At 71.9% G+C, this 23018-nt stretch carries 26 protein-coding genes and 2 pseudogenes; 15 read left to right on the top strand and 13 right to left on the bottom strand.

Features of this window, described 5'->3' with window-relative positions; genetic code table 11:
* Nucleotides 1-722, bottom strand: a 722-nt coding sequence (locus tag AC1DUQ_RS06370) for a biotin/lipoyl-containing protein (protein WP_477073517.1), incomplete at its 3' end; no start/stop codon positions are given.
* Nucleotides 723-751: 29 nt separating this feature from the next.
* Complete coding sequence (lpdA, locus tag AC1DUQ_RS06365; protein ID WP_477073516.1) at nucleotides 752-2137, bottom strand: dihydrolipoyl dehydrogenase; 1386 nt, start codon at nucleotides 2135-2137, stop codon at nucleotides 752-754.
* 189 nt (nucleotides 2138-2326) lie between these two features.
* Here lpdA and AC1DUQ_RS06360 point away from each other — a divergent pair, with 189 nt between their 5' ends.
* Nucleotides 2327-2665 carry an oxidoreductase gene (locus AC1DUQ_RS06360; protein WP_477061728.1) on the top strand — a complete coding sequence of 113 codons (339 nt, stop codon included), beginning with the start codon at nucleotides 2327-2329 and terminating at the stop codon, nucleotides 2663-2665.
* Here AC1DUQ_RS06360 and AC1DUQ_RS06355 read toward each other — a convergent pair.
* On the bottom strand, nucleotides 2662-4146 hold the full coding sequence (locus AC1DUQ_RS06355; RefSeq protein WP_477061729.1) for a leucyl aminopeptidase: 1485 nt from the start codon (nucleotides 4144-4146) through the stop codon (nucleotides 2662-2664). The genes AC1DUQ_RS06360 and AC1DUQ_RS06355 overlap by 4 nt on opposite strands.
* A 58-nt stretch (nucleotides 4147-4204) precedes the next feature.
* Between AC1DUQ_RS06355 and AC1DUQ_RS06350 the strand changes: the two genes are divergently transcribed.
* From AC1DUQ_RS06350 to AC1DUQ_RS06335, 4 genes are read left to right on the top strand one after another with little or no spacing between them, the layout of a single operon-like run.
* Nucleotides 4205-4564, top strand: coding sequence for a hypothetical protein (locus AC1DUQ_RS06350; RefSeq protein ID WP_477061730.1), 360 nt, complete (start codon nucleotides 4205-4207; stop codon nucleotides 4562-4564).
* The gene (locus tag AC1DUQ_RS06345) at nucleotides 4561-4995 is read left to right on the top strand and encodes a hypothetical protein (protein ID WP_056090553.1); all 435 of its coding nucleotides are present in this window, start codon (nucleotides 4561-4563) and stop codon (nucleotides 4993-4995) included. The genes AC1DUQ_RS06350 and AC1DUQ_RS06345 overlap by 4 nt, the downstream gene beginning before the upstream one ends.
* 5 nt (nucleotides 4996-5000) lie before the next feature.
* Complete coding sequence (locus tag AC1DUQ_RS06340; RefSeq protein ID WP_477061731.1) at nucleotides 5001-6065, top strand: quinone-dependent dihydroorotate dehydrogenase; 1065 nt, start codon at nucleotides 5001-5003, stop codon at nucleotides 6063-6065.
* Complete coding sequence (locus AC1DUQ_RS06335) at nucleotides 6065-6277, top strand: hypothetical protein (RefSeq protein ID WP_477061732.1); 213 nt, start codon at nucleotides 6065-6067, stop codon at nucleotides 6275-6277. Before AC1DUQ_RS06340 ends, AC1DUQ_RS06335 begins: the two co-directional genes overlap by 1 nt.
* Before the next feature lie 6 nt (nucleotides 6278-6283).
* Here the strand turns inward: AC1DUQ_RS06335 and yczR are convergent, their stop codons facing one another.
* Nucleotides 6284-7744, bottom strand: coding sequence for a MocR-like transcription factor YczR (gene yczR, locus AC1DUQ_RS06330; protein WP_477061733.1), 1461 nt, complete (start codon nucleotides 7742-7744; stop codon nucleotides 6284-6286).
* Nucleotides 7745-7807: 63 nt separating this feature from the next.
* On the opposite strand from yczR, the gene AC1DUQ_RS06325 reads away from it, so the two are divergent.
* Together AC1DUQ_RS06325 and AC1DUQ_RS06320 are read left to right on the top strand one after the other, a co-directional pair.
* Complete coding sequence (locus AC1DUQ_RS06325) at nucleotides 7808-7942, top strand: hypothetical protein (RefSeq protein WP_477061734.1); 135 nt, start codon at nucleotides 7808-7810, stop codon at nucleotides 7940-7942.
* A gap of 122 nt (nucleotides 7943-8064) precedes the next feature.
* Nucleotides 8065-8502: pseudogene (locus tag AC1DUQ_RS06320) on the top strand (YczE/YyaS/YitT family protein); the annotation flags it as partial.
* A 134-nt stretch (nucleotides 8503-8636) separates the two neighbouring features.
* Here the strand turns inward: AC1DUQ_RS06320 and AC1DUQ_RS06315 are convergent.
* Both AC1DUQ_RS06315 and AC1DUQ_RS06310 read right to left on the bottom strand, forming a co-directional pair.
* Entirely contained in the window at nucleotides 8637-9647 is a 1011-nt protein-coding gene (locus AC1DUQ_RS06315; RefSeq protein ID WP_477061736.1) for an aldo/keto reductase family protein, read from the bottom strand.
* A gap of 21 nt (nucleotides 9648-9668) precedes the next feature.
* Entirely contained in the window at nucleotides 9669-10247 is a 579-nt protein-coding gene (locus tag AC1DUQ_RS06310; RefSeq protein WP_477061737.1) for a DUF3043 domain-containing protein, read from the bottom strand.
* A 26-nt stretch (nucleotides 10248-10273) separates the two neighbouring features.
* Between AC1DUQ_RS06310 and AC1DUQ_RS06305 the strand changes: the two genes are divergently transcribed.
* A complete protein-coding gene (locus tag AC1DUQ_RS06305) occupies nucleotides 10274-11659 on the top strand; it encodes a M20/M25/M40 family metallo-hydrolase (RefSeq protein ID WP_477061905.1) in 1386 nt (461 codons plus the stop codon).
* Between the two features lie 3 nt (nucleotides 11660-11662).
* Here AC1DUQ_RS06305 and AC1DUQ_RS06300 read toward each other — a convergent pair whose 3' ends face one another.
* Genes AC1DUQ_RS06300 through nadA form a run of 3 tightly spaced genes read right to left on the bottom strand, consistent with a single transcriptional unit; the run spans nucleotide 11663 to nucleotide 14041 of the window.
* Entirely contained in the window at nucleotides 11663-12199 is a 537-nt protein-coding gene (locus tag AC1DUQ_RS06300) for an acyl-CoA thioesterase (protein ID WP_477061738.1), read from the bottom strand.
* Between the two features lie 49 nt (nucleotides 12200-12248).
* Nucleotides 12249-12848: a DJ-1/PfpI family protein gene (locus AC1DUQ_RS06295; protein WP_477061739.1), complete on the bottom strand. Its 600-nt coding sequence runs from the start codon at nucleotides 12846-12848 to the stop codon at nucleotides 12249-12251.
* A 2-nt stretch (nucleotides 12849-12850) separates the two neighbouring features.
* Nucleotides 12851-14041, bottom strand: coding sequence for a quinolinate synthase NadA (gene nadA / locus AC1DUQ_RS06290; protein ID WP_477061740.1), 1191 nt, complete (start codon nucleotides 14039-14041; stop codon nucleotides 12851-12853).
* 54 nt (nucleotides 14042-14095) lie between these two features.
* On the opposite strand from nadA, the gene AC1DUQ_RS06285 reads away from it, so the two are divergent.
* Nucleotides 14096-15286: a glycerate kinase family protein gene (locus tag AC1DUQ_RS06285; protein ID WP_477061741.1), complete on the top strand. Its 1191-nt coding sequence runs from the start codon at nucleotides 14096-14098 to the stop codon at nucleotides 15284-15286.
* Nucleotides 15287-15398: 112 nt separating this feature from the next.
* Nucleotides 15399-15761, top strand: coding sequence for an iron-sulfur cluster insertion protein ErpA (gene erpA, locus AC1DUQ_RS06280; protein ID WP_056090589.1), 363 nt, complete (start codon nucleotides 15399-15401; stop codon nucleotides 15759-15761).
* Nucleotides 15762-15809: 48 nt separating this feature from the next.
* Here the strand turns inward: erpA and AC1DUQ_RS06275 are convergent, their stop codons facing one another.
* Nucleotides 15810-16028: a sulfurtransferase TusA family protein gene (locus AC1DUQ_RS06275; RefSeq protein ID WP_477061906.1), complete on the bottom strand. Its 219-nt coding sequence runs from the start codon at nucleotides 16026-16028 to the stop codon at nucleotides 15810-15812.
* Nucleotides 16028-17221, bottom strand: coding sequence for a cysteine desulfurase family protein (locus AC1DUQ_RS06270; protein ID WP_477061742.1), 1194 nt, complete (start codon nucleotides 17219-17221; stop codon nucleotides 16028-16030). Before AC1DUQ_RS06270 ends, AC1DUQ_RS06275 begins: the two co-directional genes overlap by 1 nt.
* Nucleotides 17222-17469: 248 nt before the next feature.
* On the opposite strand from AC1DUQ_RS06270, the gene ctaC reads away from it, so the two are divergent.
* The 5 genes from ctaC to AC1DUQ_RS06245 all read left to right on the top strand — a co-directional run bounded on the left by ctaC (nucleotide 17470) and on the right by AC1DUQ_RS06245 (nucleotide 21405).
* Nucleotides 17470-18351 (top strand): aa3-type cytochrome oxidase subunit II, encoded by an 882-nt coding sequence (gene ctaC / locus AC1DUQ_RS06265; protein ID WP_477061907.1) that lies wholly within the window; start codon nucleotides 17470-17472, stop codon nucleotides 18349-18351.
* Nucleotides 18351-20159 (top strand): aa3-type cytochrome oxidase subunit I, encoded by a 1809-nt coding sequence (ctaD, locus tag AC1DUQ_RS06260; RefSeq protein WP_477073515.1) that lies wholly within the window; start codon nucleotides 18351-18353, stop codon nucleotides 20157-20159. The genes ctaC and ctaD overlap by 1 nt, the downstream gene beginning before the upstream one ends.
* Nucleotides 20156-20554: a cytochrome c oxidase subunit 4 gene (locus tag AC1DUQ_RS06255; protein WP_477061743.1), complete on the top strand. Its 399-nt coding sequence runs from the start codon at nucleotides 20156-20158 to the stop codon at nucleotides 20552-20554. The genes ctaD and AC1DUQ_RS06255 overlap by 4 nt, the downstream gene beginning before the upstream one ends.
* A 105-nt stretch (nucleotides 20555-20659) precedes the next feature.
* Nucleotides 20660-21022, top strand: coding sequence for an META domain-containing protein (locus tag AC1DUQ_RS06250; protein WP_477073514.1), 363 nt, complete (start codon nucleotides 20660-20662; stop codon nucleotides 21020-21022).
* On the top strand, nucleotides 21019-21405 hold the full coding sequence (locus AC1DUQ_RS06245; RefSeq protein ID WP_421741214.1) for an META domain-containing protein: 387 nt from the start codon (nucleotides 21019-21021) through the stop codon (nucleotides 21403-21405). Before AC1DUQ_RS06250 ends, AC1DUQ_RS06245 begins: the two co-directional genes overlap by 4 nt.
* Nucleotides 21406-21466: 61 nt before the next feature.
* Here AC1DUQ_RS06245 and AC1DUQ_RS06240 read toward each other — a convergent pair whose 3' ends face one another.
* Entirely contained in the window at nucleotides 21467-22093 is a 627-nt protein-coding gene (locus AC1DUQ_RS06240) for a superoxide dismutase (RefSeq protein ID WP_421734079.1), read from the bottom strand.
* 107 nt (nucleotides 22094-22200) lie between these two features.
* Nucleotides 22201-23018 (bottom strand): annotated as a pseudogene (locus AC1DUQ_RS06235) (cytochrome bc1 complex cytochrome b subunit); the annotation flags it as partial.

The following is a 23018-nucleotide window of genomic DNA, read 5'->3' as shown; positions in this document are numbered from 1 at the left end:
GGAGCGGCCTGCGGCTCTGGAGCCTTCTCGGGCTCGGGTGCCTTCTCGGCGGGCGCGGGCGTCGAGGCAGCAGCGCCGGAGCCGATGACGGCGAGCACGGCGCCGACCTCGACGGTCTCGTCCTCCTGGACCAGGATCTGCTGGAGCGTGCCGGCGAAGGGCGACGGGATCTCGGTGTCGACCTTGTCGGTGGAGATCTCGAGCAGCGGCTCGTCGACCGCGACCTCGTCGCCGACGGCCTTGAGCCAGCGTGTGACGGTGCCCTCGGTGACGGACTCGCCCAGTGCGGGCAGGGTGACGTTCTCGCCGGCAGCGCCCTCGGCGGAGGCGGCTGCAGGCGCGGCGGCCGGCTCCTCGTGCTCCTCCACCGGCTGCTCCGCAGGAGCGGCCTCGGCGGCGGGCTCCTCCGCCGGTGCCTGCTCGGCGGCGGGCTCCTCGGCGGCGGGCTGCTCGGCCGGGGCGGACTCCTGCGTCGAGGCACCCTCGCCGGAGCCGATGACGGCCAGCGTGGCGCCGACCTCGACGGTCTCGTCCTCCTGGACCAGGATCTGCTCCAGCACGCCGGCGAACGGCGACGGGATCTCGGTGTCGACCTTGTCGGTGGAGATCTCGAGCAGCGGCTCGTCGACCTCCACCGTGTCGCCCACGTTCTTCAGCCAGCGGGTGACGGTCCCCTCGGTGACGGACTCACCGAGTGCGGGCAGCTGCACGTTGTCGGACATGACCGCTCGTGTCTCCTTCGATCCGTAGGTCAGTTGTGGGCGTGCAGCGGCTTGCCGGCGAGCGCGAGGTGCGCCTCCCCGAGGGCCTCGTTCTGCGTGGGGTGGGCGTGCACGAGGGAGGCGACGTCCTCGGGATAGGCCTCCCAGTTCACGATGAGCTGGCCCTCGCCGATGAGCTCGCCGACGCGAGCGCCGATCATGTGCACGCCGACGACGGGACCGTCCTTCTGGCGGACGAGCTTGATGAAGCCCTGCGTGCCRAGGATCTGGCTCTTGCCGTTGCCGCCCAGGTTGTACTCGAGCGTCTCCACCGCGTCCGCACCGTGGACCTCCTTGGCGCGCGCCTCCGTGAGGCCCACCGAGGCGACCTCGGGATCGGAGTACGTCACGCGCGGGATGCCCGACTCGACGATGGCGGCGGGCTTGAGGCCCGCGATCTCCTCGGCGACGAAGATGCCCTGCGCGAACCCGCGGTGCGCGAGCTGCAGGCCGGGGACGATGTCGCCGACCGCGTAGACGTTTCCGACGCCGGTGTGCAGGCGCTCGTCGGTGATGACGAAGCCGCGGTCGAGGGTGATGCCCTGCTCCTCGAAGCCGACGCCGGAGGTGCGCGGTCCGCGGCCGACGGCGACCAGCAGGAGGTCGGCGTCGAACGTCTTGCCGTCCTCGAGCGAGACGTGCACGCCGTTGTCGTCCTGCGTCACGCCGGAGAACCGGACGCCCACGTTGAAGTTGATCCCGCGCTTGCGGAACGCGCGCTCGAACGCCTTGGACAGCGCCTCGTCCTCGTTGGGGACCAGGTGGGGGAGCGCCTCGATGATCGTGACGTCCGCGCCGAAGGACTTCCAGACGCTGGCGAACTCCGAGCCGATGACGCCGCCGCCGAGGATGATCGCCGACTTCGGCACCCAGTCCAGCTGCAGGGCCTGGTCGGAGGTGATGACGCGGCCGCCGATCTCCAGACCGGGCAGCGAGCGGGCGTAGGAGCCGGTGGCGATGATGACGTGCCCGCCGGTGATGCGCTCGCCGTTGACCTCGACCGTGTCGGGGCCGACCAGCTTGCCGAAGCCCTCGAACACGGTGATCTTGCGGGACTTGATGAGCCCCTGCAGGCCCTTGWAGAGCCGGCCGATGACGGTGGACTTGTACTCGTTCACCCCGGCCATGTCGATCCGGTCGAGCGTGGTGTGCACCCCGAAGTGCGCACCGTCGCGGGCGTTGTCCGCCAGCTCGGCTGCGTGCAGCAGCGCCTTGGTCGGGATGCAGCCGTAGTGGAGGCAGGTGCCGCCCACCTTGTCGGCCTCGACCAGGGCGACAGACTTCCCCAGCTGTGCGGCGCGCAGCGCAGCGGCGTAGCCGCCACTGCCTCCGCCCAGGACGACGATGTCGAAAGCGGTGCCGTTCGTGTCGGCCACGTGCAGACTCCTCATACGCAGACTTGGTGGTCTCGAGCTTGCCGACCATCCTGTCATCCCTGCACGCAGGGAACGACCTGGACGACGCGCACGACCATGTGACACTCCGAACAGTCGTCCCATGACTGATGTTCCGTCCGGCGCGAACACCCCCCGGTTCGACAGGCTCGCAGGCTACCCTCGTGCGCCATGGGCCTGTTCTCGCGCCGCAAGCCGGCCGCCACCGACGCGCCGACGGATCGGGACGCGCGCGCCGCGACCGTGGCGCACCTGCGCGACTTCGTCGCCACGCGCGTCGGCGTCGAGGCCTACGTGGAGCCGCAGACCCACGACACCCCGACGACGATGATGCTCGTCGCGACCGACGGCGAGTGGACGCGGCGCCGGGTGCCGGACCCGAAGACGGCGTGGCAGCTGGCGCGCGACCTGGGCATCCCCGTCTACGACGTCCAGCGGACCGGCTACCCGCAGCGGTTCCGGGACTGGAATTCGCGGCAGCGGCTCGCGCACAAGCGCAAGCACGCCTAGACCGCCGGGGCGCGTCCCTCCAGCAGGGCCAGCAGCGTCCGGACGCCGACGCCGGTGCCGCCCACGGGGGTGTACCCGTGCGCCGACCGCTCGTTGTACGCCGGTCCCGCGATGTCGAGGTGCGCCCACGGCGTCGTCCCGACGAACTCCTGCAGGAAGATCCCGGCCGTGAGCATGCCGCCGAAGCGGTCGCTGATGTTCGCGATGTCCGCGACCTTCGACTTCAGGCCGGCGCGCAGGTCGGCGGGCAGCGGCATCGGCCAGAACTGCTCGCCGCTGGCCTGCGCCGCCGCGACGACCTCGCCGCGGACGTCGTCGGTGCCCATCACGGCGGACACGCGGTGGCCGAGGGCGATCAGCTGCGCACCGGTCAGGGTCGCGATGTCGATGACGACGTCGGGCTTCTCCTCGACGGCGGCCACGAGACCGTCGGCCATCACGAGGCGTCCCTCGGCGTCGGTGTTGAGCACCTCGACGGTCTTGCCTCCGCGGATGGTCAGCACGTCGGACGGGCGCTGGGCGGTGCCGGACGGCATGTTCTCCGCGAGGCACAGCCAGCCCGTGACCGCGACGGGCAGCTCGAGGCGGGCGGCTGCGATGACCGTGTGCAGCACCGCGGCCGCGCCGGCCATGTCGGACTTCATGGCCTCCATGCCGGCGGCGGGCTTGATCGAGATGCCGCCGGAGTCGAACGTGATGCCCTTGCCGACGAGAGCGACCTTCACCTTCGGACGCGACGGCGAGTAGGCCACCTTGACCAGGCGGGGACCGCGGACCGAGCCCTGACCGACCCCGATGAGGCCGCCGTAGCCCCCGGCGGCGAGCGCCTTGTCGTCGAGCACGGTGATCTTCAGGCCCTTGGCGCCCGAGTCCTTGGCAGACGTCTTCGCAGCCTCGGCGAACGCGGCCGGGTACAGGTCGTTCGGGGCGGCGTTCACCAGGTCGCGGGTGCCGTGGACGGCGGCCGCGATCACCTCGGCGCGGGCGACGGCGGCGACGGCCGCGCGGTCACGGGGGTGCGCGGTGACGATCTGGATCGCGGCGACGGGCGCCTGCTTGGCCGCCTCCGACGCGCGGTAGCGGGTGAAGGAGTAGGCGCCCAGCAGGGCGCCCTCGGCGACGGCCGCGACGGACGCGACGTCGTCGGCGGGGAGGGCGAGCGCCACGCGGGCGGTGCCGGCGAGCTCGCGCGTCGCGGCACCGGCCGCGCGGCGGAGCACCTCGGGGGTGACCTTGTCGGCGGGGCCGACACCGGTGAGGACGAGGACCGTGGCGGCCAGGCCGGTGCCGGGCAGGCGGCGGACCTCGTCGGCCACACCGGTGATCCCGAGGGCGGCGGCGTCGGCCAGCTGGGCGCGCAGCTCCTTGGGGAGGCGCTCGGCGCCCAGGACGGCGGCAGCGCCGTCCTGCTGGGCGACCGCGACGACCAGGGCGTCGACGGCGAGGCGGGCAGGGTCCTGGGAGGTCAGCGAGACGGTCACGGCTCGATGATAGGTCGGTGCACGGACCTCTCGTGCGGCGCCGGTACGGTGGGGCACCGTGATCGTCCCCCTCGCACTGCTCGTCGTCGCCCTGTGCCTGGCGCTCGGCGGTTGGGCCCTCTGGTTCGTCGTCCGGGACCGGGCAGTCGTCCTGCGTCAGCTGTGGGGCGCCGCTGTCGTCGAGGGCGTGCTCGTGCTCCAGGCCGCGATCGCGGGCGTCCTCGCCGCCACCGGGTCGCCGGACGTGGACGGTGTCCTGCTGTGGGGCTACGTGCTCACCCAGCTGCTCGTCCTGCCGATCGCGGCCGCCTGGGCGTTCGCCGAGCGCACGCGGTGGAGCTCGGTCGTCCTTCTCGTCGCGGCGCTGACCGTGGCCTTCCTCGAGTACCGACTGCTCCAGATCTGGGGGACCGTGTGACCGACCGAACGGCTCGCTCGCGCCGGACGGGCAGCGGCCCCGGCCGGCTGCTCGTCGCGGTGTACGGGATCCTCGCGCTCGCCGCGACGGCCCGCGGCATCTACCAGGTGGCCACCAAGCTCGACGAGGCGCCGGTCGCGTACCTCCTGTCGCTCGGCGCCGGGCTGGTGTACGTCGTCGCGACGATCGCGCTGGCCACCGACCGGCGCACGCTCGCGTGGTGGGCGGTCTCGATCGAGATGGTCGGCGTCCTGACGGTCGGCGTGCTCTCGCTCGTGGACGTCGGCGACTTCCCCGACGAGACCGTCTGGTCGGCGTTCGGTCAGGGCTACGGCTACGTTCCCCTGCTCCTGCCGTTCCTCGGGCTCCTCTGGCTGTGGCGCACCGGGCGGACGGCCGACGTGCCGGCTGCGTCTGACGACCTAGGGTGAGAAACGTGTACCGCCTGCTGTTCGACCTCGTCTTCCGGCGCATGGACCCCGAGCGCGCCCACGAGGTCGCGTTCCGGCTGATCCGCGTGGTGGCACAGGTCCCGCTGCTGCGTGACGTCGTGCGTCGCGCGTTCCGGGCCTCCGACCGCGGGTCCGTGGAGGTGTGGGGCCGCCGGTTCCCCTCCCGGTTCGGGCTGGCCGCCGGCTTCGACAAGAACGCGGTCGGCGTGGCCGGGCTGGTCATGCTCGGCTTCGGGTTCGTCGAGGTGGGCACCGTCACCGCGCAGGCGCAGCCCGGCAACGAGCCGCCGCGGCTCTGGCGCGTGCTCGACCAGCGGGCTCTGCGCAACCGGATGGGTTTCAACAACGAGGGGTCCGCGGCCGTGGCGGCCCGGCTCCGTCGCCTGCGGGCGACCCCGGCGGGCCGGCGGCTGGTGGTCGGCGTGAACATCGGCAAGACCAAGACCACGCCCGCCGAGCACGCGGCCGCGGACTACGCGACCAGCGCCGGACGGCTCGCCCTGTACGCGGACTACCTGGTGGTCAACGTGTCCTCGCCGAACACCCCAGGACTGCGGGACCTGCAGTCGGTGGAGGCGCTGCGCCCCATCCTCGAGGCCACCCGCGTGGCCGCCGACGAGGCGACGGCCGCCGGGGGGCTCGCGCCCGTGCCGCTGCTGGTGAAGATCGCCCCCGACCTGTCCGACGACGACGTCGACGCGGTGGCCGAGCTCGCCGCCGAGCTGGGCCTGGACGGGATCGTCGCGGTCAACACGACCATCGGTCACGAGCTCGGACCCGGTGGCCTGTCCGGTCCTCCGGTGCTGGCCCGTGGGCTCGACGTGGTCGCCCGCCTGCGCAGCCGCCTCGGTCCCGACGCCGTGATCATCGGCGTCGGCGGCATCACGACCCCCGCCGACGCGCGCGAGTACCTGGCGGTCGGCGCGACCCTCGTGCAGGGCTACACGGGCCTCATCTACGAGGGGCCGGCGTACGCGACCCGGATCGCCCGCGCGCTCGCGGCGGACGAGGCGCTCCGCGTTCCTGCGCGTCGGAAGGCGGTCGCCTGATGGTCCTGCGGCCGCAGTGGGAGTGGCGCTTCGACGGCGCTGACGGCTCGGTGCTCGACCGGCCCGTGAGCCCGGTGTTCACCACCCAGTACGACGCCGAGCAGTGGATCGGCGAGCACTGGCGCACGCTGGCCGCCCAGGGTGTCCAGGCCGTGCACCTGCTGCACGAGGGCAGCCAGGCGACCCCGACGATCACGCTCCCGCTGATCTGACCTCGTTCACACCATCGCGTGGACCCGAGCGGGTCCCGCGACCGGTTCGGTCACGCCCAGCCCCGCCCACGCGTCGGCGAGCCCGGCCACCGCGCGCCGCAGGTCGTCGGCCGACGCGCTGAACGGCAGCCGCAGGTTCCGCTCGAAGCTGCCGTCCACCCCGAACGCGGTTCCGGGCACCACCCGCACCCCGTGCCGGGTGGAGATCGCGGCGAGCGCGCTCGACACCGGTGCACCGAGGTCGGCCCAGAGCGACAGGCCACCCGCGGGGATCTCGAACTGCCACGACGGCAGCTGGTCCAGCAGCAGGCCGACGAGCAGGTCTCGGCGCTCCCGCAGGGCGTCCCGTCGTCGGGCGAGCAGGTCGTCCGAGTGCGCGAGGAGCTCGGTGACCACCAGCTGCTCGAGCGCAGGTGTCCCGATGTCGACGTGCGCCCGGGACGCCGCGAGGCGGGCGACCAGGTCGGGGTGCGCCCGGACCCAGCCGACGCGGAGGCCGCCCCAGAAGCTCTTCGAGGCCGAGCCGACCGAGACCACGTAGGCGGCGGCGGTCCCGTCGCCCGCGAACGACCCGGGCGTCGGGCCGTCCATCGTCAGCTCCGCCAGCACCTCGTCGCCGATGATCGCCGTGCGGTACCGGCGCGCGAGCGCGCGCACCCGGGCACGGTCCTCGTCGCTCAGGCTCGTGCCTGTGGGGTTGCGGTGGGTGGGGATCAGGTAGACCAGCCGCGGCGCCACCTGACGCAGGGTCGACTCGAGCAGGTCGATGTCGAGGCCGGTCTCGCCGGAGGGCACCGGCACCGGTCGGGCGCCCGCGGCCCGCACCACGTCGATCGCGTGGGGGTAGGTGGGGTGCTCGACGACCACCCGGTCCCCGGGACCGGCGTGCGCGTTGACCAGGAGATGGATGGCCTGCTGGGCGCCGGTGGTCACCAGCAGCTGGTCGGGCGTCGTCGGCGTGCCGCGCTGCGTGTACCAGCGCGCGATCGCCTCCCGCAGGACAAGCAGCCCCTGGGGCGAGTAGCCGGTGCCGGCCATGTGGCGGGGGAGCGCGTCGAGAGCGGCCAGGTACGCGCCGTGCAGCGACGACGGGGCCGACGGTGCCGCCATCGCGAGGTCGACGATCCCCGGCTCGTCCCTGACGGACTCCGCCATGGAGACGCGAGCGCCCGGGCCGGACGGCAGGGTGGTGACCGTGCCCGAGCCTCGGCGGCTCACCAGGTAGCCCTCGTCGCGGAGCAGGCCGTAGGTGGCGGTGGTCGTCGTGCGGGACACACCCGCGGCGTCGGCGAGCTCGCGTTCGCTGGGTAGCCGGGTGCTCAGCGGCACCGTGCCGGACAGGATCGCGGCGCGCACGGCGTCCGCCAGCGCCAGGTACGCCGGCCCGGGACGCTGCCACGCACCGAGCACGGCGCCGAGGCGGTGGCCACTGATCCGCCGGTCGGCGGGCAAGTCGGAGATTGTCACGAGGCCACTATGGCAGAAGTGGCTATGGAAAGAATAGCCAAGAGTGGCCCAGCATTGCCGACCATGAGCATGTGGATACCCGTCCTGCTGATCCTCGCGAGCCTCGTCGTCGCACTCGCCCACGTCGTCCGACAGGACGGCTTGGGGCACCGGCCACCGCCGGCGTCGCACGCCCACTGGTTCGAGCAGCGCCCGTGAGCGCCCGCGACGAGCGCACGTATGCTCGCGCGGTGCCGACGTGGACCGCTCCCGACGCGCGTCCCGTGCGTCGAGGCGTGCAGCTGCTCGCCGGTCTCGTCCTCTATGCCCTGTCGATCGCGATGCTCGTCGACGCCGGCCTGGGCAGCATGCCGTGGGACGTCCTCACCCAGGGGATCGTCCGCCACACCGACCTGTCGTTCGGCACGGTGACGCTGCTGGTCGGCCTGGTCGTCCTCGCGTGCTGGATCCCGCTGCGGCAGCGCCCCGGGATCGGCACGGTCGCGAACGTGGTGGTCATCAGCGTGCTCGTGGACCCGTTCCTGACCCTGCTCGGGGGCCTGCACGACGCGATGGGCGTCCGCATCGCGCTCGCGGTCGGCGGCATCGTGCTCAACGGGCTGGCGACCGGCCTGTACGTCGGTGCCCGCCTCGGTCCCGGACCGCGCGACGGCCTGATGACCGGGCTCGTGCGCCGGACCGGGCGGTCCGTGCGGCTGGTCCGGACGAGCATCGAGGTCGCCGTCGTCGCGGTCGGCTGGGTGCTGGGCGGGACGGTCGGGTTCGCGACGCTGGCCTACGCGCTCGCGATCGGCCCGCTCGTGCACGTGTTCCTGGCGTGGCTCACCGTGGCCGAGGTCCGGGTCGAGGAGCCGGTCGCGGCCCCGGACAGAGTCCGGGGCCGGCTCGCCGGTCAGCGGGCGGGCGGTGCGTTCCTCGCGGTCTCGGCAGGGTCGGAGACCACCGAGTCGCCCAGGATCGTGTCGATCCGCGCCAGCAGCTCCGCCGGGATGGTCACCCCGGACGCCTTGACGTTCTCGGTGACCTGCTCCGGGCGCGACGCGCCGATGATCGCGGCGGCGACGTTCTCGTTCTGCAGCACCCACGCCACGGCCAGCTGCGCCAGCGACAGGCCGAGCTCGTCGGCCACGGGCGTGAGGTCCTGCACCCGCTGCAGCACGTCCGGCTTCTCCAGGAAGCGCCCGATCATCCGGGCCCCGCCCTTGTCGTCGGTCGCCCGCGACCCGGCGGGCGGTGCCTGACCCGGCTTGTACTTGCCGGTGAGCACGCCCTGGGCGACGGGGGACCAGACGATCTGGGAGACGCCGAGCTCGGCCGACGTGGGGACGACCTCGCCCTCGATGACCCGCCACAGCGCGGAGTACTGCGGCTGGTTCGAGATGAGCTGGACGCCGAGGTCCTTGGCCAGCGCGTGCCCGGCGCGGATCTGCGGGGCGGTCCACTCCGAGACGCCGATGTACAGGGCCTTGCCGGCGCGCACGACGTCGGCGAACGCCTGCATCGTCTCCTCGAGCGGCGTCGACTCGTCGTACCGGTGTGCCTGGTAGAGGTCCACGTAGTCGGTCTGGAGGCGCTGCAGGGAGCCGTCGATCGACTCGAGGATGTGCTTGCGCGACAGCCCGCTGTCGTTGGCGCCGCCGGGGCCGGTGGGCCAGTAGACCTTGGTGAAGATCTCGAGCGACTGGCGCCGCTCGCCCTTCAGCGCCTCGCCGAGGACGGTCTCGGCCTTGGTGTTGGCGTAGACGTCGGCGGTGTCGAAGCTGGTGATGCCCGCGTCGAGCGCGGCGCGCACACAGGCCTTCGCGGTGTCGTTCTCCACCTGCGAGCCGTGCGTGAGCCAGTTGCCGTAGGTGATCTCGGTGATCTTCAGGCCGGAACGGCCCAGGTAGCGGTAGGAAACCATGGCCGCCACCCTACGGCGGCGTCAGGCGGGTCGCTGCCCGTGCTTGACCTGCGGCTTGGGCATGCGCGACGGGCGGATCTGGAACGCCCGCAGGACGCCGTACATCGCCGCGCCGCGGGGGATCTGCTCGATCCCGAACTTGGCGATCAGCCGCTTCTTCACGCTGCGCCACATCAGCCAGCCGTCGATGACCGCCGCGATGATGTAGATGTACAGGGCCAGGATCGCGAACACCGCGAAGCCGGTCTTGGCGAGCGCGAACTGGATGACGAGGAACACCGCCGCCACCGGCAGGAAGAACTCGCCGAGGTTCCAGCGGGCGTCGACGGCGTCGCGGATGTACCGGCGCACGGGCCCGCGGTCCTTGAGCGGCATGTTGCGCTCGTCGCCGGTCTGCATCGCGCGGTACTCGATGTCGCGCTGTGCCTTGGCCTGCTCGCGGCCGGCCTTCTTGGTGGTCGGAGCCACCAGCGGGCGCTTGTTCGCGGCCTCGGAGACCTTGCGCTTCGGTGTCGGGCGGCCCTTGCCCGCGTCCGAGGGCGGGGTGCTCTCCGTCAGGGCGGGAGTCACGGGCTGGGGGTCGTTGCTGCGTCCGAACACCCCGCCAGGGTAGTCGAGTAGCGTGCCTGTCCGTGACCGACGCCTCCCCCCTCTCCTCCGTCCTCCCCGGCGACCGCACGGACGCCCTGCGGTCCAGGACCGCCTCCGCGTTCGGCGCACTGCGCGCCGACCTCGAGGACCTCGTCCGGATCCCGAGCGTGTCCAACGCCGAGTTCGACCAGGCGCACGTCGCGGCGAGCGCGGACGCCGTCGTGGCGCTCCTGCGCGGCGCCGGCATCGACGACGTGCAGGTGCTCTCCGTCCCGGGTGGTGCGCCGGCGGTCGTCGGCCGCCGACCCGCCCCCGAGGGCGCACCGACCGTCCTGCTGTACGCGCACCACGACGTCCAGCCGCCCGGCGACGACGCCGACTGGGACAGCCCGCCGTTCGAGCCGACCGAGCGCGGCGGACGGCTGTTCGGCCGGGGCGCCGCCGACGACAAGGCCGGTGTCATCGCGCACGTCGGCGCGCTGCGCGTGCTCGGCGACGAGCTCGGCGTGGGCGTGACCGTCTTCATCGAGGGCGAGGAGGAGATCGGTTCGCCGACCTTCGCCGGCTTCCTGCACACCTACCGCGACCTGCTCGAGGCGGACGTCATCGTCGTCGCCGACTCGTCCAACTGGGCCGTCGGGGTGCCGGGCCTGACCACGTCGCTGCGCGGTCTGGTCGACTGCGTCGTCGAGGTCGCCGTGCTCGAGCACGCCATCCACTCCGGGATGTTCGGCGGCCCGGTCCTCGACGCGCCGACCCTGCTCGCCCGCCTGATCACGACCCTGCACGACGACGACGGCAACGTCGCGGTCGAGGGCCTCGTGCACGCCCCCGACCCCTCGGTCGACTACGACGAGGCGGCGTTCCGCGCCGACACCAGCCTGCTGGACGGGGTCCGGCTGGCGGGCACCGGACCGATCACCGCCCGGCTGTGGACGCGTCCGGCGATCGGCGTCATCGGCTTCGACGCCCCCCGCGTCGCCAGCGCGTCGAACACCATCACCCCACGGGCGTCGGCCAAGCTCTCGGTCCGCATCGCTCCGGGGCAGGACCCGTCGGAGGCGATGGCTGCCCTGCGTGCCCACCTGGAGGGTCATGCCCCGTTCGGTGCACGGGTCACCGTGACCGACGGCGAGCAGGGCAAGCCGTTCCAGGCGCCGGCCGACTCCAGCGCGATGCAGGCCGCGCGCTGGGCGTTCGCGCAGTCGTGGGGGACCGAGCCCGTGGACATCGGCGTGGGCGGGTCCATCCCGTTCATCGCCGACCTGCTGGACGTCTACCCGGACGCGGCGATCCTGGTCACCGGCGTCGAGGACCCCGACTCCCGCGCCCACGGCGCCAACGAGTCGGTGCACCTGGGGGAGCTGGAGAAGGTCGTGCTGGCCGAGGCGCTGCTGCTGGAGCGGCTCGCGGCCGGCTGAGCGTCAGGCGGTCTCGCGGTGGGCGACGCCGACGGCCTCGGCCCACGCCTGCACCTCCGCGGGGAGCTCGGGCGAGGGGCCGTCGTGCGTGCCCAGCAGGTCGATGACGTCCGGGGCCGGCACGCGGGACCCGTCCCGGGCGAGGAACCGGCCGGCGATCACGCCGCGGGCCACATGCTCGCCCCGGCGGGTGAAGGTCTGCTCGAGGTACGCGCAGCGAGGGTCCCAGCCGAGCAGCCGGGTGCTGATCTCGAAGCGCTGGCCCAGCGTGAGGGAGCGGCGGTAGGAGATGGTCGACGACGCGACGACGGGGTACCAGCCGCGGTTGTTGAGCAGCGGGAACGCGCCGAGGTCGGCGAGGAAGTTGCTGCGTGCCACGTCCATCATCTGCAGGTAGACGCCGTTGTTCACGTGCCGGTAGAAGTCGAGGTCGCCCAGGCGCACCCGCAGGCGCGTGAGGGAGGGGTCGAACAGACCCTGCCCGGGGATGGCACGGCGGGGGCGGGTCGTGGCCAGGGCGAGCTGGATCATCCGGGTCATCCGCCGGATGTTACCCGCGGGTAGGTACGACGGGAACGGTAGGTCCCGGTCAGACCGGCGGCTCGGGGTCGTACTGGATCTCGCGGCGCACGGCGCGCGCGACGTCGACCGACTCGAGCCGGGCGACCAGGTGCAGGGCCATGTCGATCCCCGCGGACACGCCTGCCGAGGTGACCACGTCACCGTCGTCGACGAACCGGGCCTCGGTGTCCAGCAGCACGCTGGGGTCGATCACGGCGAGCTCGTCGAACGCGCTCCAGTGCGTGGTCGCCGGGCGGCCCGAGAGCAGGCCCGCGGCCGCGTACACGAGCGCTCCGGTGCAGACGCTGGCCATCAGGGCAGTGGTGGCACGCGTCGCGCGCACCCAGTCGAGATGAGCGGCGTCGCGCAGCAGCGCACGAGTGCCGAAGCCTCCCGGGTACACCAGGACGTGCAGGGGGCCGACGTCGTCCGCGCCGGTGTCCGGGACGAGCCGCAGTCCCTTGGCGCAGCGGATCCCGCTGCCGTCCCGCGAGAAGGTCACCACCTCGGGCCGCAGCTCGGAGACGTTCGCCCAGGCGGACAGGACCTCGTACGGCCCGACGACGTCCAGCTCCTCGGCGTCGTCGAACACGAAGATGCCCACCCGCAGGTGGTGCCCCGTCGGCATGCTCAGTAGCCCGGCAGCGCGAGCATCTGGTCGAGTGCCACGCGTGCCCAGTGCGCGTCGTCGGCGTCCACGACGATCCGGTTGACCGGCCGGCCCGCCACCAGCGACTCCATCGCCCACACCAGGTGCGGCAGGTCGATGCGGTTCATGGTCGAGCAGAAGCAGACCGTGGAGTCGAGGTAGTGGATGTTCTTGTCCGGGTGCGCGGCGGCGAGCCGGCGCACCAGGTTGAGCTCGGTGCCGACGGCCCAGGAGCTGCCCGGCGCGGCGGCGTCGAGCGCCTTGACGATGTACTCGGTCGAGCCCACCAGGTCCGCCGCGAGGACCACCTCGTGCTGGCACTCGGGGTGCACGATCACGGTGACGTCGGGCACCGCCGCCCGCATGTCGGTGACGTTCCGGACCGAGAACCGGCCGTGCACCGAGCAGTGGCCGCGCCACAGGATCATCCGCGCGTCGCGCAGCTGCTGGGTGGTCAGACCGCCGCCCGGCTTGCGCGGGTCGAACACGACGCAGTCGTCGAGCGACAGGCCCAGCTGCTGGACCGCGGTGTTGCGGCCGAGGTGCTGGTCGGGCATGAACAGCACCTTGCCGGTGCCGGCCACGCCGCCGACCTTGTCGAACGCCCAGCGCAGAGCGACGTGCGCGTTGGACGACGTGCAGATCGTCCCGCCGTGGCGGCCGGTGAACGCCTTGATCGACGCCGCGGAGTTCATGTAGGTCACGGGCACGGTCGACTCGGCGACGCCGGCGTCGATCAGCACGTCCCACGCGTCCTCGACCTGGTCGATGGCCGCCATGTCCGCCATGGAGCAGCCCGCCGCGAGGTCCGGGAGGATCACCTGCTGCTGGTCGGACGTGAGGATGTCGGCGGACTCGGCCATGAAGTGCACGCCGCAGAAGATGATGAACTCGGCCTCGGGCCGGGCCGCGGCCTCGCGCGCGAGCTTGAAGGAGTCGCCGGTGACGTCGGCGAACTCGATGACCTCGTCGCGCTGGTAGTGGTGCCCGAGGACGAAGGCGCGGCTGCCGAGGGCCGCACGGGCCGCGCGGGCGCGCTCGACCAGGTCGGGGTCGCTCGGTGCGGGCAGGCCGCCGACGCACTCGACGCCACGTTCGGAGTCGAGGTCGACGCCGCGTCCCAGCAGCAGGAGGGCCGACGGAGCCGGCTCGGAGAAGGTGCTCACGCTCACGTCGCGATCTTCCCACACGGTGACGGTGCGTTCGCGGTCGGCCGCCGTGCCACGATGCACGGCGTGCGCGTGCTCATCGCCCCCGACAGCTTCGGCTCGAGCCTCACGGCCGACGAGGCCGCCCAGGCCATCGCCGGGGCGTGGCGATCGACGGCGCCGCGCGACGAGGTCACGGTGTGCCCGCTGTCGGACGGCGGACCGGGGTTCGTCGCGGTCCTGCACGCGTCCCTCGGCGGCGAGCTGGTCGCGGTGACCGTGACCTCGCCGGTCGGTGTGCCGGTGCCCGCCGTGATCCTGCGGGTGGGGACGACGGTCTACCTCGAGTCCGCTCAGGCGATCGGCCTGCCGCTGGTGCCGGCCGAGCTCCGCGACCCGACGCGCACCTCGAGCCGCGGCGCCGGTGAGCTGGTGGCAGCCGCGCTCGACCTCGGGGCCCGCCGCGTCGTCGTCGGTCTCGGCGGCTCCGCGACCAACGACGGCGGAGCGGGCGCCCTCGTCGGGCTCGCCCGCGCCCTCGGCCTCGACGGGCCCGGCGACCTGCTGGACTCCGGGGGCGGGTCGCTCGGGTCGGTGACGCCGGACGACCTGGCCGGGCTGCGCGACCTGCGCGCCCGGCTGCGCGGCGTCGAGCTGGTGGTGGCGACGGACGTCGACGTCCCGCTGCTCGGACTGCACGGTGCGAGCGCCGGCTTCGCCCCGCAGAAGGGTGCGACGCCGGAGCAGGCGCAAGACCTGGAGCGCGCGCTCGGACACTTCGCGCACGCCGCGACAGCCGCCCTGGGGGATGCGGTCCGCCCCGACCTGCTCGCCGGCGCGCGTGCCACCTCGGCGACCTCACGTCTGGCGGCGGCACCCGGCGCGGGGGCTGCGGGCGGGCTCGGGTTCGGGCTGGCGCTGCTCGGCGCGCGGCTGGTACCCGGTTCCGTGTTCGTCGCCGACGCCGTGGGGCTCGACACGCTCATCGCGGACCACGACGTCGTCGTCACCGGGGAAGGCCGCTTCGACTGGCAGTCCCTGCACGGGAAGGTCGCGTCCGAGGTGGCGTCGCGTGCGCTGGCCCACGCCGTCCCGACCGTCGTCGTCGCGGGGGAGGTGCTGGTCGGCCGCCGCGAGCTGTCGGCCGCGGGGATCACGGCCGCCTACGCGGTCGGTGAGAGCCCCGAGCAGGTCGCCGCCGCGCTGGCCGCGCCCGCGGAGACCCTCGCGGCCCGCGCGGCCCGCGTGGCGAGAACCTGGTCACGTTGAGCGGGATGTCGTCGTCGGGGTCGTACCCTGGAGGGGAACAACCTCGGGGCCGGCTCTGTTGCCAGAGGTTGACGCAACAGAAGTGCTGTCCAGCGAGCACCCAGGAGAGACCATGAGCGAGACCACCGCGACCGAGACCGCGACCGAGACGCACGGCGTCCTCCTCACCGACTTCGCCGCCTCGAAGGTCCGCAGCCTCCTCGAGCAGGAAGGCCGCGACGACCTCCGTCTCCGTGTCGCCGTCCAGCCCGGTGGYTGCTCCGGCCTGATCTACCAGCTGTACTTCGACGAGCGTGTCCTCGACGGCGACGTCGTCAAGGACTACGACGGTGTCGAGGTCGTCGTCGACCGCATGAGCGTCCCGTACCTCGAGGGCGCGACGATCGACTTCGCCGACTCGATCGAGAAGCAGGGCTTCACGATCGACAACCCGAACGCCGGCAGCGCCTGCGCGTGCGGCGGCTCGTTCAGCTGAGCTGAGCAACCGGCGACGGCCCGGATCCCCTCGGGGACCGGGCCGTCGTCATGCGTGCGTCCGCACGGTGAGCGTGTGGACGCCGTCGTGCTCGGTGGCGCCGACCATCGCGTGCCCGCGCATCCGCGCCCACGCGGGCACGTCGTGCACCGCGGCGGGATCCGTGGCGAGCACGGTGAGCTCCGAACCTGGTGGGGCGTCGGCCGCCGCACGGGCCAGCCGGATCACCGGCGCCGGGCAGCGCAGCCCGCGGGCGTCCACCGTGATCACAGGCCGCCGACCCCCCAGGCCTCCCGCACTCCGGCGACGATCCCCGGCAGCTCGGCGAGGAACCGCTCGACGTCCTCCTCCTGGGTGCCACGGGGGAGCGCCAGCCGGATGTTGCCGTGCGTCAGGGCGCCCATGGCCGCGAGCACGTGGCTCGGCTCGAGGGCGCTCGACGTGCAGGCGGACCCCGAACCGACCGCGAACCCGCGTGCGTCCAGCGCGGACAGCAACGCCTCGCCCTCGACGTAGAGGCACGAGAACGTGACGACGTGGGGCAGGCGATCGACCGGGTGCCCGACGACCTCGACGTCGGGGACCTCGGCGGCCACGCGCGTCCGGATCGTCTCCACGAGGAGGCGTCGGGAGGCGTCGTCGGCCGACCGCGTCGAGACGGCCACCTGCAGCGCGACCGCCGCGGCGAGCGCAGCGGGCACGCTCACGCCGCCGGGGAACCAGCGGTCCTCGTCCTCGGGCCAGTCGGGCGAGCGCCGGACCCCGGAGCGGGTCACCAGCACGCCGAGCCCCGCCGGGCCGCCCCAGTCGCCCGCGTCGGCGGCGAGCAGGTCCCAGGTGGCTCCGACGTCCACGTGACCCAGGCTGGCACCCGCGTCGACGAGGAGGGGCACACCCGCGGCACGGGCGGCGGCGTGCACCGCGTCGACGGGCTGGAGGGTGCCCACCTCACCGTTCGCGTGCTGCAGCGCGGCGAGCGCGACACCCGGCTGCGCGAGGGCGTCGCTGAACGCGTCGGCGTCGACCCGGCCGTCGCGGTCCACGCCGACCGTCACCCGGGCACCGACGAAGTCCGCGGCGTTCAGCACGGCCGCCCGCTCGACCGCACCGACGACGACCTGCGTCCCGGTGCGGCGCCGACCGCGGGCCACCGCTCGGACCGCCCCGTGCAGAGCGGCCGTGTGGGAGGGAGCGAGGTCGACCTCCTCGGTCCGCGCGCCGACCACGGAGGCGATCGCCTCGCGCGCGCCGTCGAGCAGCATGCGCGCGCGCCGGCCCTCAGCGTGCAGCCGTCGCGGATCGGCCCAGCCCTGGTCCAGCGCCTCGAGGAACGCGGTCCGGGCCTCCGGCAGCAGCGGCGCCCGGCCGCCGGCGTCGAGGACTGCCCGCCGGGCAGTGGCGTGCGTCACAGCGCCCGGTCCCGCGGACGTGTCGGGCTCGAGGTCGCGACTGCTGCTCACGGGGGCACCGTAACCCCGCGGAGGCGTGACCAGGCGCGGGACGACCGGCTTCCGGGTCGCAGGCGATCGTCGGACGCGGTGGAGGTCTCGCGGTGTGATGGTGCTGACACCGTGTCGCGAAAGGGTGTCGTYAGCACGAAAGGATGTGGTCGGCGCGCTAGGCTGCACGGGTCGAGGACGAAGGTCCCGGGTGGCTCCCTCCAGCAGTGCTCGAGGGCGTCGACGGGACGCGAGTGAGAGGTCCCCCGTTGCACCCGGACACCCCCCGTCGCACGCGGCGACCAGCCCTGTTGCTGGCCGGCCTGCTTGGCGTCGCCGCCGTCGTCCTCAGCGGTTGTTCCGCCGAGGTGCAGCGAGGCTTCCTGCCCGGCAGCTCGGACGCCGAGATCACCGATCAGACAGGCCGCATCGCCAACCTGTGGGTCGGGTCGTGGATCGCCGCCCTGATCGTCGGCCTGATCACCTGGGGCCTGATGCTCTGGTGCGTCGCGGTCTACCGGAAGCGCAAGGGTGACGACACCCTCCCCGTGCAGCTGCGGTACCACGTGCCGCTCGAGGTCATGTACGTGATCCTGCCGATCATCATGGTCGGGGTGCTCTTCTACTACACGAACCGGGACACCTCGGCGATCGTCGACACCTCCGCCGAGCCGGACCTCCACGTGCAGGTCATCGGCAAGCAGTGGAGCTGGGACTTCAACTACCTCGACGACGACGCGTTCGACACCGGTCAGCACGCGCAGAACGTCGGCTCCGCCGGCACCGGCGTGCTGAAGGACCAGGTCACCCTGTACCTCCCGGTCGACGAGCGGGTCGAGTTCACCCTCGACTCCCGCGACGTCATCCACTCGTTCTGGGTCCCCGCCTTCCTGTTCAAGATGGACATGATCCCGGGCAAGACGAACACGTTCCAGGTCACCCCCACCGAGGAGGGCACCTACCTGGGCAAGTGCGCCGAGCTCTGCGGCGAGTACCACTCGTCGATGCTGTTCAACGTGAAGGTCGTGACGCGCGAGGAGTACGACGCGCACATCGAGGAGCTCAAGGCCCAGGGTCAGGAAGGCTCGCTCGGTCTCGAGTACAGCCGCCAGCAGGACCTGGACAGCGCTCCGAAGGAAGGCGAGAACTGATGGYCGCCGTCGCGGAGCACATCCCCGGCCTGGCGCCGTCGCGCCAGACCCTCGGGCGCACGGTGATCAAGTGGATCACCTCGACCGACCACAAGACCATCGGGTACCTGTACCTGATCACGTCGTTCGTCTGGTTCGCCATCGGCGGCATCCTGGCGCTGCTCATCCGCGCCGAGCTGTTCGCGCCCGGCATGGACATCTTCCAGTCGCGCGAGCAGTACAACCAGGCGTTCACCATGCACGGCACGATCATGCTGCTGCTGTTCGCGACGCCCCTGTTCGCGGGCTTCGCCAACGTGATCATGCCGCTGCAGATCGGCGCGCCCGACGTCGCGTTCCCGCGGCTCAACATGCTCGCGTACTGGATGTTCTTCTTCGGCGGAACGATCGCCGGCGCCGGGTTCTTCACGCCGCAGGGCGCGGCCTCGTTCGGGTGGTTCGCGTACGCACCGCTCTCGAACACCGTGTACTCGCCGGGACTCGGTGGTGACCTCTGGGTCTTCGGCCTCGCGTTCGCCGGCTTCGGCACCATCCTCGGTGCCGTCAACTTCATCACCACGATCGTCACCATGCGCGCGCCCGGCATGACGATGTTCCGGATGCCGATCTTCACCTGGAACACCCTGGTGACGTCGCTCCTGGTACTCATGGCGTTCCCGCCGCTGGCCGCCGCGCTGTTCGCCCTCGGTGCCGACCGCCGCCTCGGCGCGCAGGTGTTCAACCCCGAGAACGGTGGGGCCATCCTCTGGCAACACCTGTTCTGGTTCTTCGGGCACCCCGAGGTCTACATCATCGCGCTGCCGTTCTTCGGCATCGTCACCGAGATCCTGCCGGTGTTCAGCCGCAAGCCGATCTTCGGCTACAAGGGTCTGGTCTACGCGACGATCGCGATCGCCGCCCTGTCCGTGACCGTGTGGGCCCACCACATGTACGTGACGGGCTCGGTGCTCCTGCCGTTCTTCGCCTTCATGACGATGCTCATCGCGGTGCCGACCGGTGTGAAGTTCTTCAACTGGATCGGCACGATGTGGCGCGGCAAGCTCACGTTCGAGACGCCGATGCTCTGGACCATCGGCTTCCTCGTCACGTTCCTCTTTGGTGGTCTGACCGGCGTCATCCTGTCCAGCCCCGCGCTCGACTTCTCGCTCTCGGACTCGTACTTCGTGGTCGCGCACTTCCACTACGTCGTGTTCGGCACCGTGGTGTTCGCCATGTTCGCGGGCTTCTACTTCTGGTGGCCCAAGATGACGGGCCGGATGCTCGACGAGAAGCTGGGCAAGATCCACTTCTGGATGCTGTTCATCGGCTTCCACACGACGTTCCTCATCCAGCACTGGCTGGGCGTCAAGGGCATGCCGCGTCGGTACGCGGACTACTCACCGGACGACGGCTTCACGTGGATGAACCAGCTGTCGACCGTCGGTGCGGTCATCCTCGCCGCCTCGACGCTGCCGTTCCTCTGGAACGTCTACACGACCTGGCGCAACGCCCCGCTGGTCACGGTCGACGACCCCTGGGGGTACGGCRMSTCGCTCGAGTGGGCCACCAGCTGCCCGCCGCCGCGGCACAACTTCACGTCGCTGCCGCGGATCCGCTCCGAGCGCCCCGCCTTCGACCTGCACCACCCCGAGGTCGCCGCCATGGACCACGTCGAGCCCAACCCGGGCCCGCTGGACTGGGAGGCCGACAGGCGTGGCGAGAGCGAGGTCGCGACCGACCGCGTGGTGAACGACAAGGGTGAGCAGGAGCAGTCGTCCGCGACCATCGTCGACGRCCGGCCGCGCACCGACGAGGAGGGCACCCGATGAAGCTCGAGACCAAGCTCTTCCTCTACGGGGTGCTGTTCTTCGTCCCCGTCGGGCTGATCTACGCCGCGTGGAGCAAGGGCGAGCCGGTCGGCACCGTGGGCATCCCGCTCGTCGGCGGCCTGGTGGGCATGATCGGCGCCTACTTCGCGCTCCTGTCCCGCCGCATCGACGACCGCCCGGAGGACGACCCGCTCGGCGAGATCGAGCAGGGCGCCGGCGACCAGGGTGTGTTCAGCCCGTGGAGCTGGTGGCCGCTGGTGCTCGGCGTGTCCGGCGCGCTCACGTTCGCCGGCCTCGCGGTCGGCTGGTGGCTCTCGTACATCGGCATCGCGTTCGGCGTCATCGGCCTGGTCGGCTGGGTGTTCGAGTTCTCCCGCGGCCAGCACGCGCACTGATCTGCCCCCGGAAAGGCCCTCACCGCCAGTGGGGGCCTTTCCTGCGCGTGCTGCGCTAGCGTCGGCGGTATGAGGCATTCGCGTAGACCTGCGGCCCGTTTCCTCGTGCTCGTCGTCGTCGCTGGGGGTGCGCTCGCGGGATGTGCGAGCAGCTCCGGCTCGGGTGCCGAGCTCTCGGGGACCGACGTCGAGGGGAAGTGGACGCAGACGGACTCCAAGCCACCGGTCTACCTCGAGCTCGCCGAAGACGGCGGTCTCACCGGCAGTGACGGCTGCAACCAGCTCACGGGGTCCTGGGAGGTCGACGGGACCGGGGTCGACTTCGGGGACCTGGGAGCGACGATGATGGCCTGTGAGGACGTCGACACGTGGCTCTCGGGTGCCGCGTCGGCGACCGTCGACGGCGACGAGATGACGATCCTCGGCGACGGCGGCAAGGAGATCGGGACGCTGGAGAAGTCTGAGTGAACCGATCCCGGGCGACCGCGTCGATCATCGCCGTCACGCTCGCGGGTGCGGCGCTGGCGGCCTGTGCCGACGGCTCCGCGGGCAGCGCTCCTGTCGAGGACGTCGCAGGCGTGTGGGGCATGCAGGACACCGAGGGGATCGCCTCGCTCGAGCTGGCCGAGGACGGCACCGCCACCGGCACCGACGGGTGCAACCGGATGGTCGGGACCTGGGAGCAGAACGACACCCAGGTGGCGTTCGGGGAGTGGGCCACGACACGGATGGCCTGCCAGAGCGTCGACACCTGGCTGTCCCTGGCGGTGAAGGCGACGCTCGAGGGCGAGAACCTCGTCTTCGTCGACGAGAACGGCATCGAGATCGGCACGCTCCAGCCAAACTCCTGAACGACACGGCTGAGGGCCACCTCCGCGGACGGGGGCGGCCCTCAGCCGTTGCTGCAGGTCGTCAGACGGCGACGATGAGCCCCGCGGTCTGGGTGCGCGCGCGGTCGAACCGCGCGGCGGCGTCAGCCCAGTTCACGATGTTCCACCACGCCTTGACATAGTCCGCCTTGACGTTGACGTAGTCGAGGTAGAACGCGTGCTCCCACATGTCGAGGACGACGACGGGGACCAGGCCGAGGGCGATGTTGCTCTGCTGGTCGTACAGCTGCACGATCACGAGCTTCTGACCGATCGAGTCCCACGCGAGGATCGACCAGCCCGACCCCTGGATGCCGAGGGCGTTGGCGGCGAAGTGCTTCTGGAACGCCTCGAACGAGCCGAAGAACTCGTCGACCGCGGCGCCCAGCTCCCCGGTGGGCTTGTCGCCGCCGTCGGGGGAGAGGTTCTGCCAGAACACGGAGTGGTTGACGTGACCACCGAGGTTGAACGCGAGGTTCTTCTCGTGCAGGTTCACGGCGGCGAAGTCGTCGGCCGCGCGGGCGGCGGCGAGCTTCTCCAGCGCGGTGTTGGCGCCGGTCACGTACGCGGCGTGGTGCTTGTCATGGTGCAGCTCCATGATCCGGCCCGAGATGTGCGGCTCGAGGGCCGCGTAGTCGTAGGGCAGATCCGGAAGCGAGTAGTCAGCCATGCGTGAGTACACCTCTCCTGCGTCGGTCTGGGACCGCATGCCGCGGTCCGCTCTGTACAGAGGAACCCCCCCCCCCCCCCGACTCCACGGTCAACTCTTGCTCAGGATCAGCGATTCCGCCCGTCGGGCGTCGTCTCATCCTGCGGATCCACCAGGTGCTGCCCGCCACCGACGGCACCGGTCAGGGCGGCCGGTGCGTGCTCGTCGGCCGGACCCACGGCGTCGTGCTCGCCGTGCGAGTGCGACGCGGCCAGCTCGGCGGGCGTGACGGGCTCGATGCGGTCCTCGTAGAACGTCTGCGAGAGGCGCTGGCGCATCCGGTCGAGCGCGTAGCCCTTGCGCCGCACGCCGCGGGAGTCCTCGGCCGGCTCGATCTCCAGCGGACGGATGGCGTCGTGCTGCACCCGCAGCCAGCGCTCGTGGGCGTCCAGCGGCTTGTGCACCTCGATGTACTCACCGTTGGCGAACCGGACGATGCGGCCGGTCTCGTGACCGTGCAGGACGAGCTCGCGGTCCTTGCGCTGCAGGCCGAGGCAGATCCGCTTGGTCACCCAGAACGCGAACGCCGGCCCGACGAAGATCAGCACGCGGAACACCCACGTGATGTCGTTGATCGACAGGCGGAAGTGCGTCGCGATCAGGTCGTTGGACCCGGCCAGCACGAGGATGAAGAACGCGGTCAGCAGCGAGACGCCGAACGCCGTCCGGAACGGTCGGTTGCGCGGGCGGTCGAGCACGTGGTGCTCGCGCTTGTCACCGGTCGCGAACGCCTCGATGAACGGGTACGCGGCCAGCAGCGTGAACAGGATGCCCGGCACCACCATGGCCGGGATCAGCACGTTGAGCGACACCGTGAACCCGAGCACGACGAACTCGGTGAACCCTGGCATCAGACGCAGGGATCCCTCGAGGAACAGCATGTACC

This window comes from Cellulomonas sp. P4_B5_2 (genome assembly GCF_056402235.1).
This window is presented reverse-complemented; position numbering and strand designations above follow the sequence as displayed.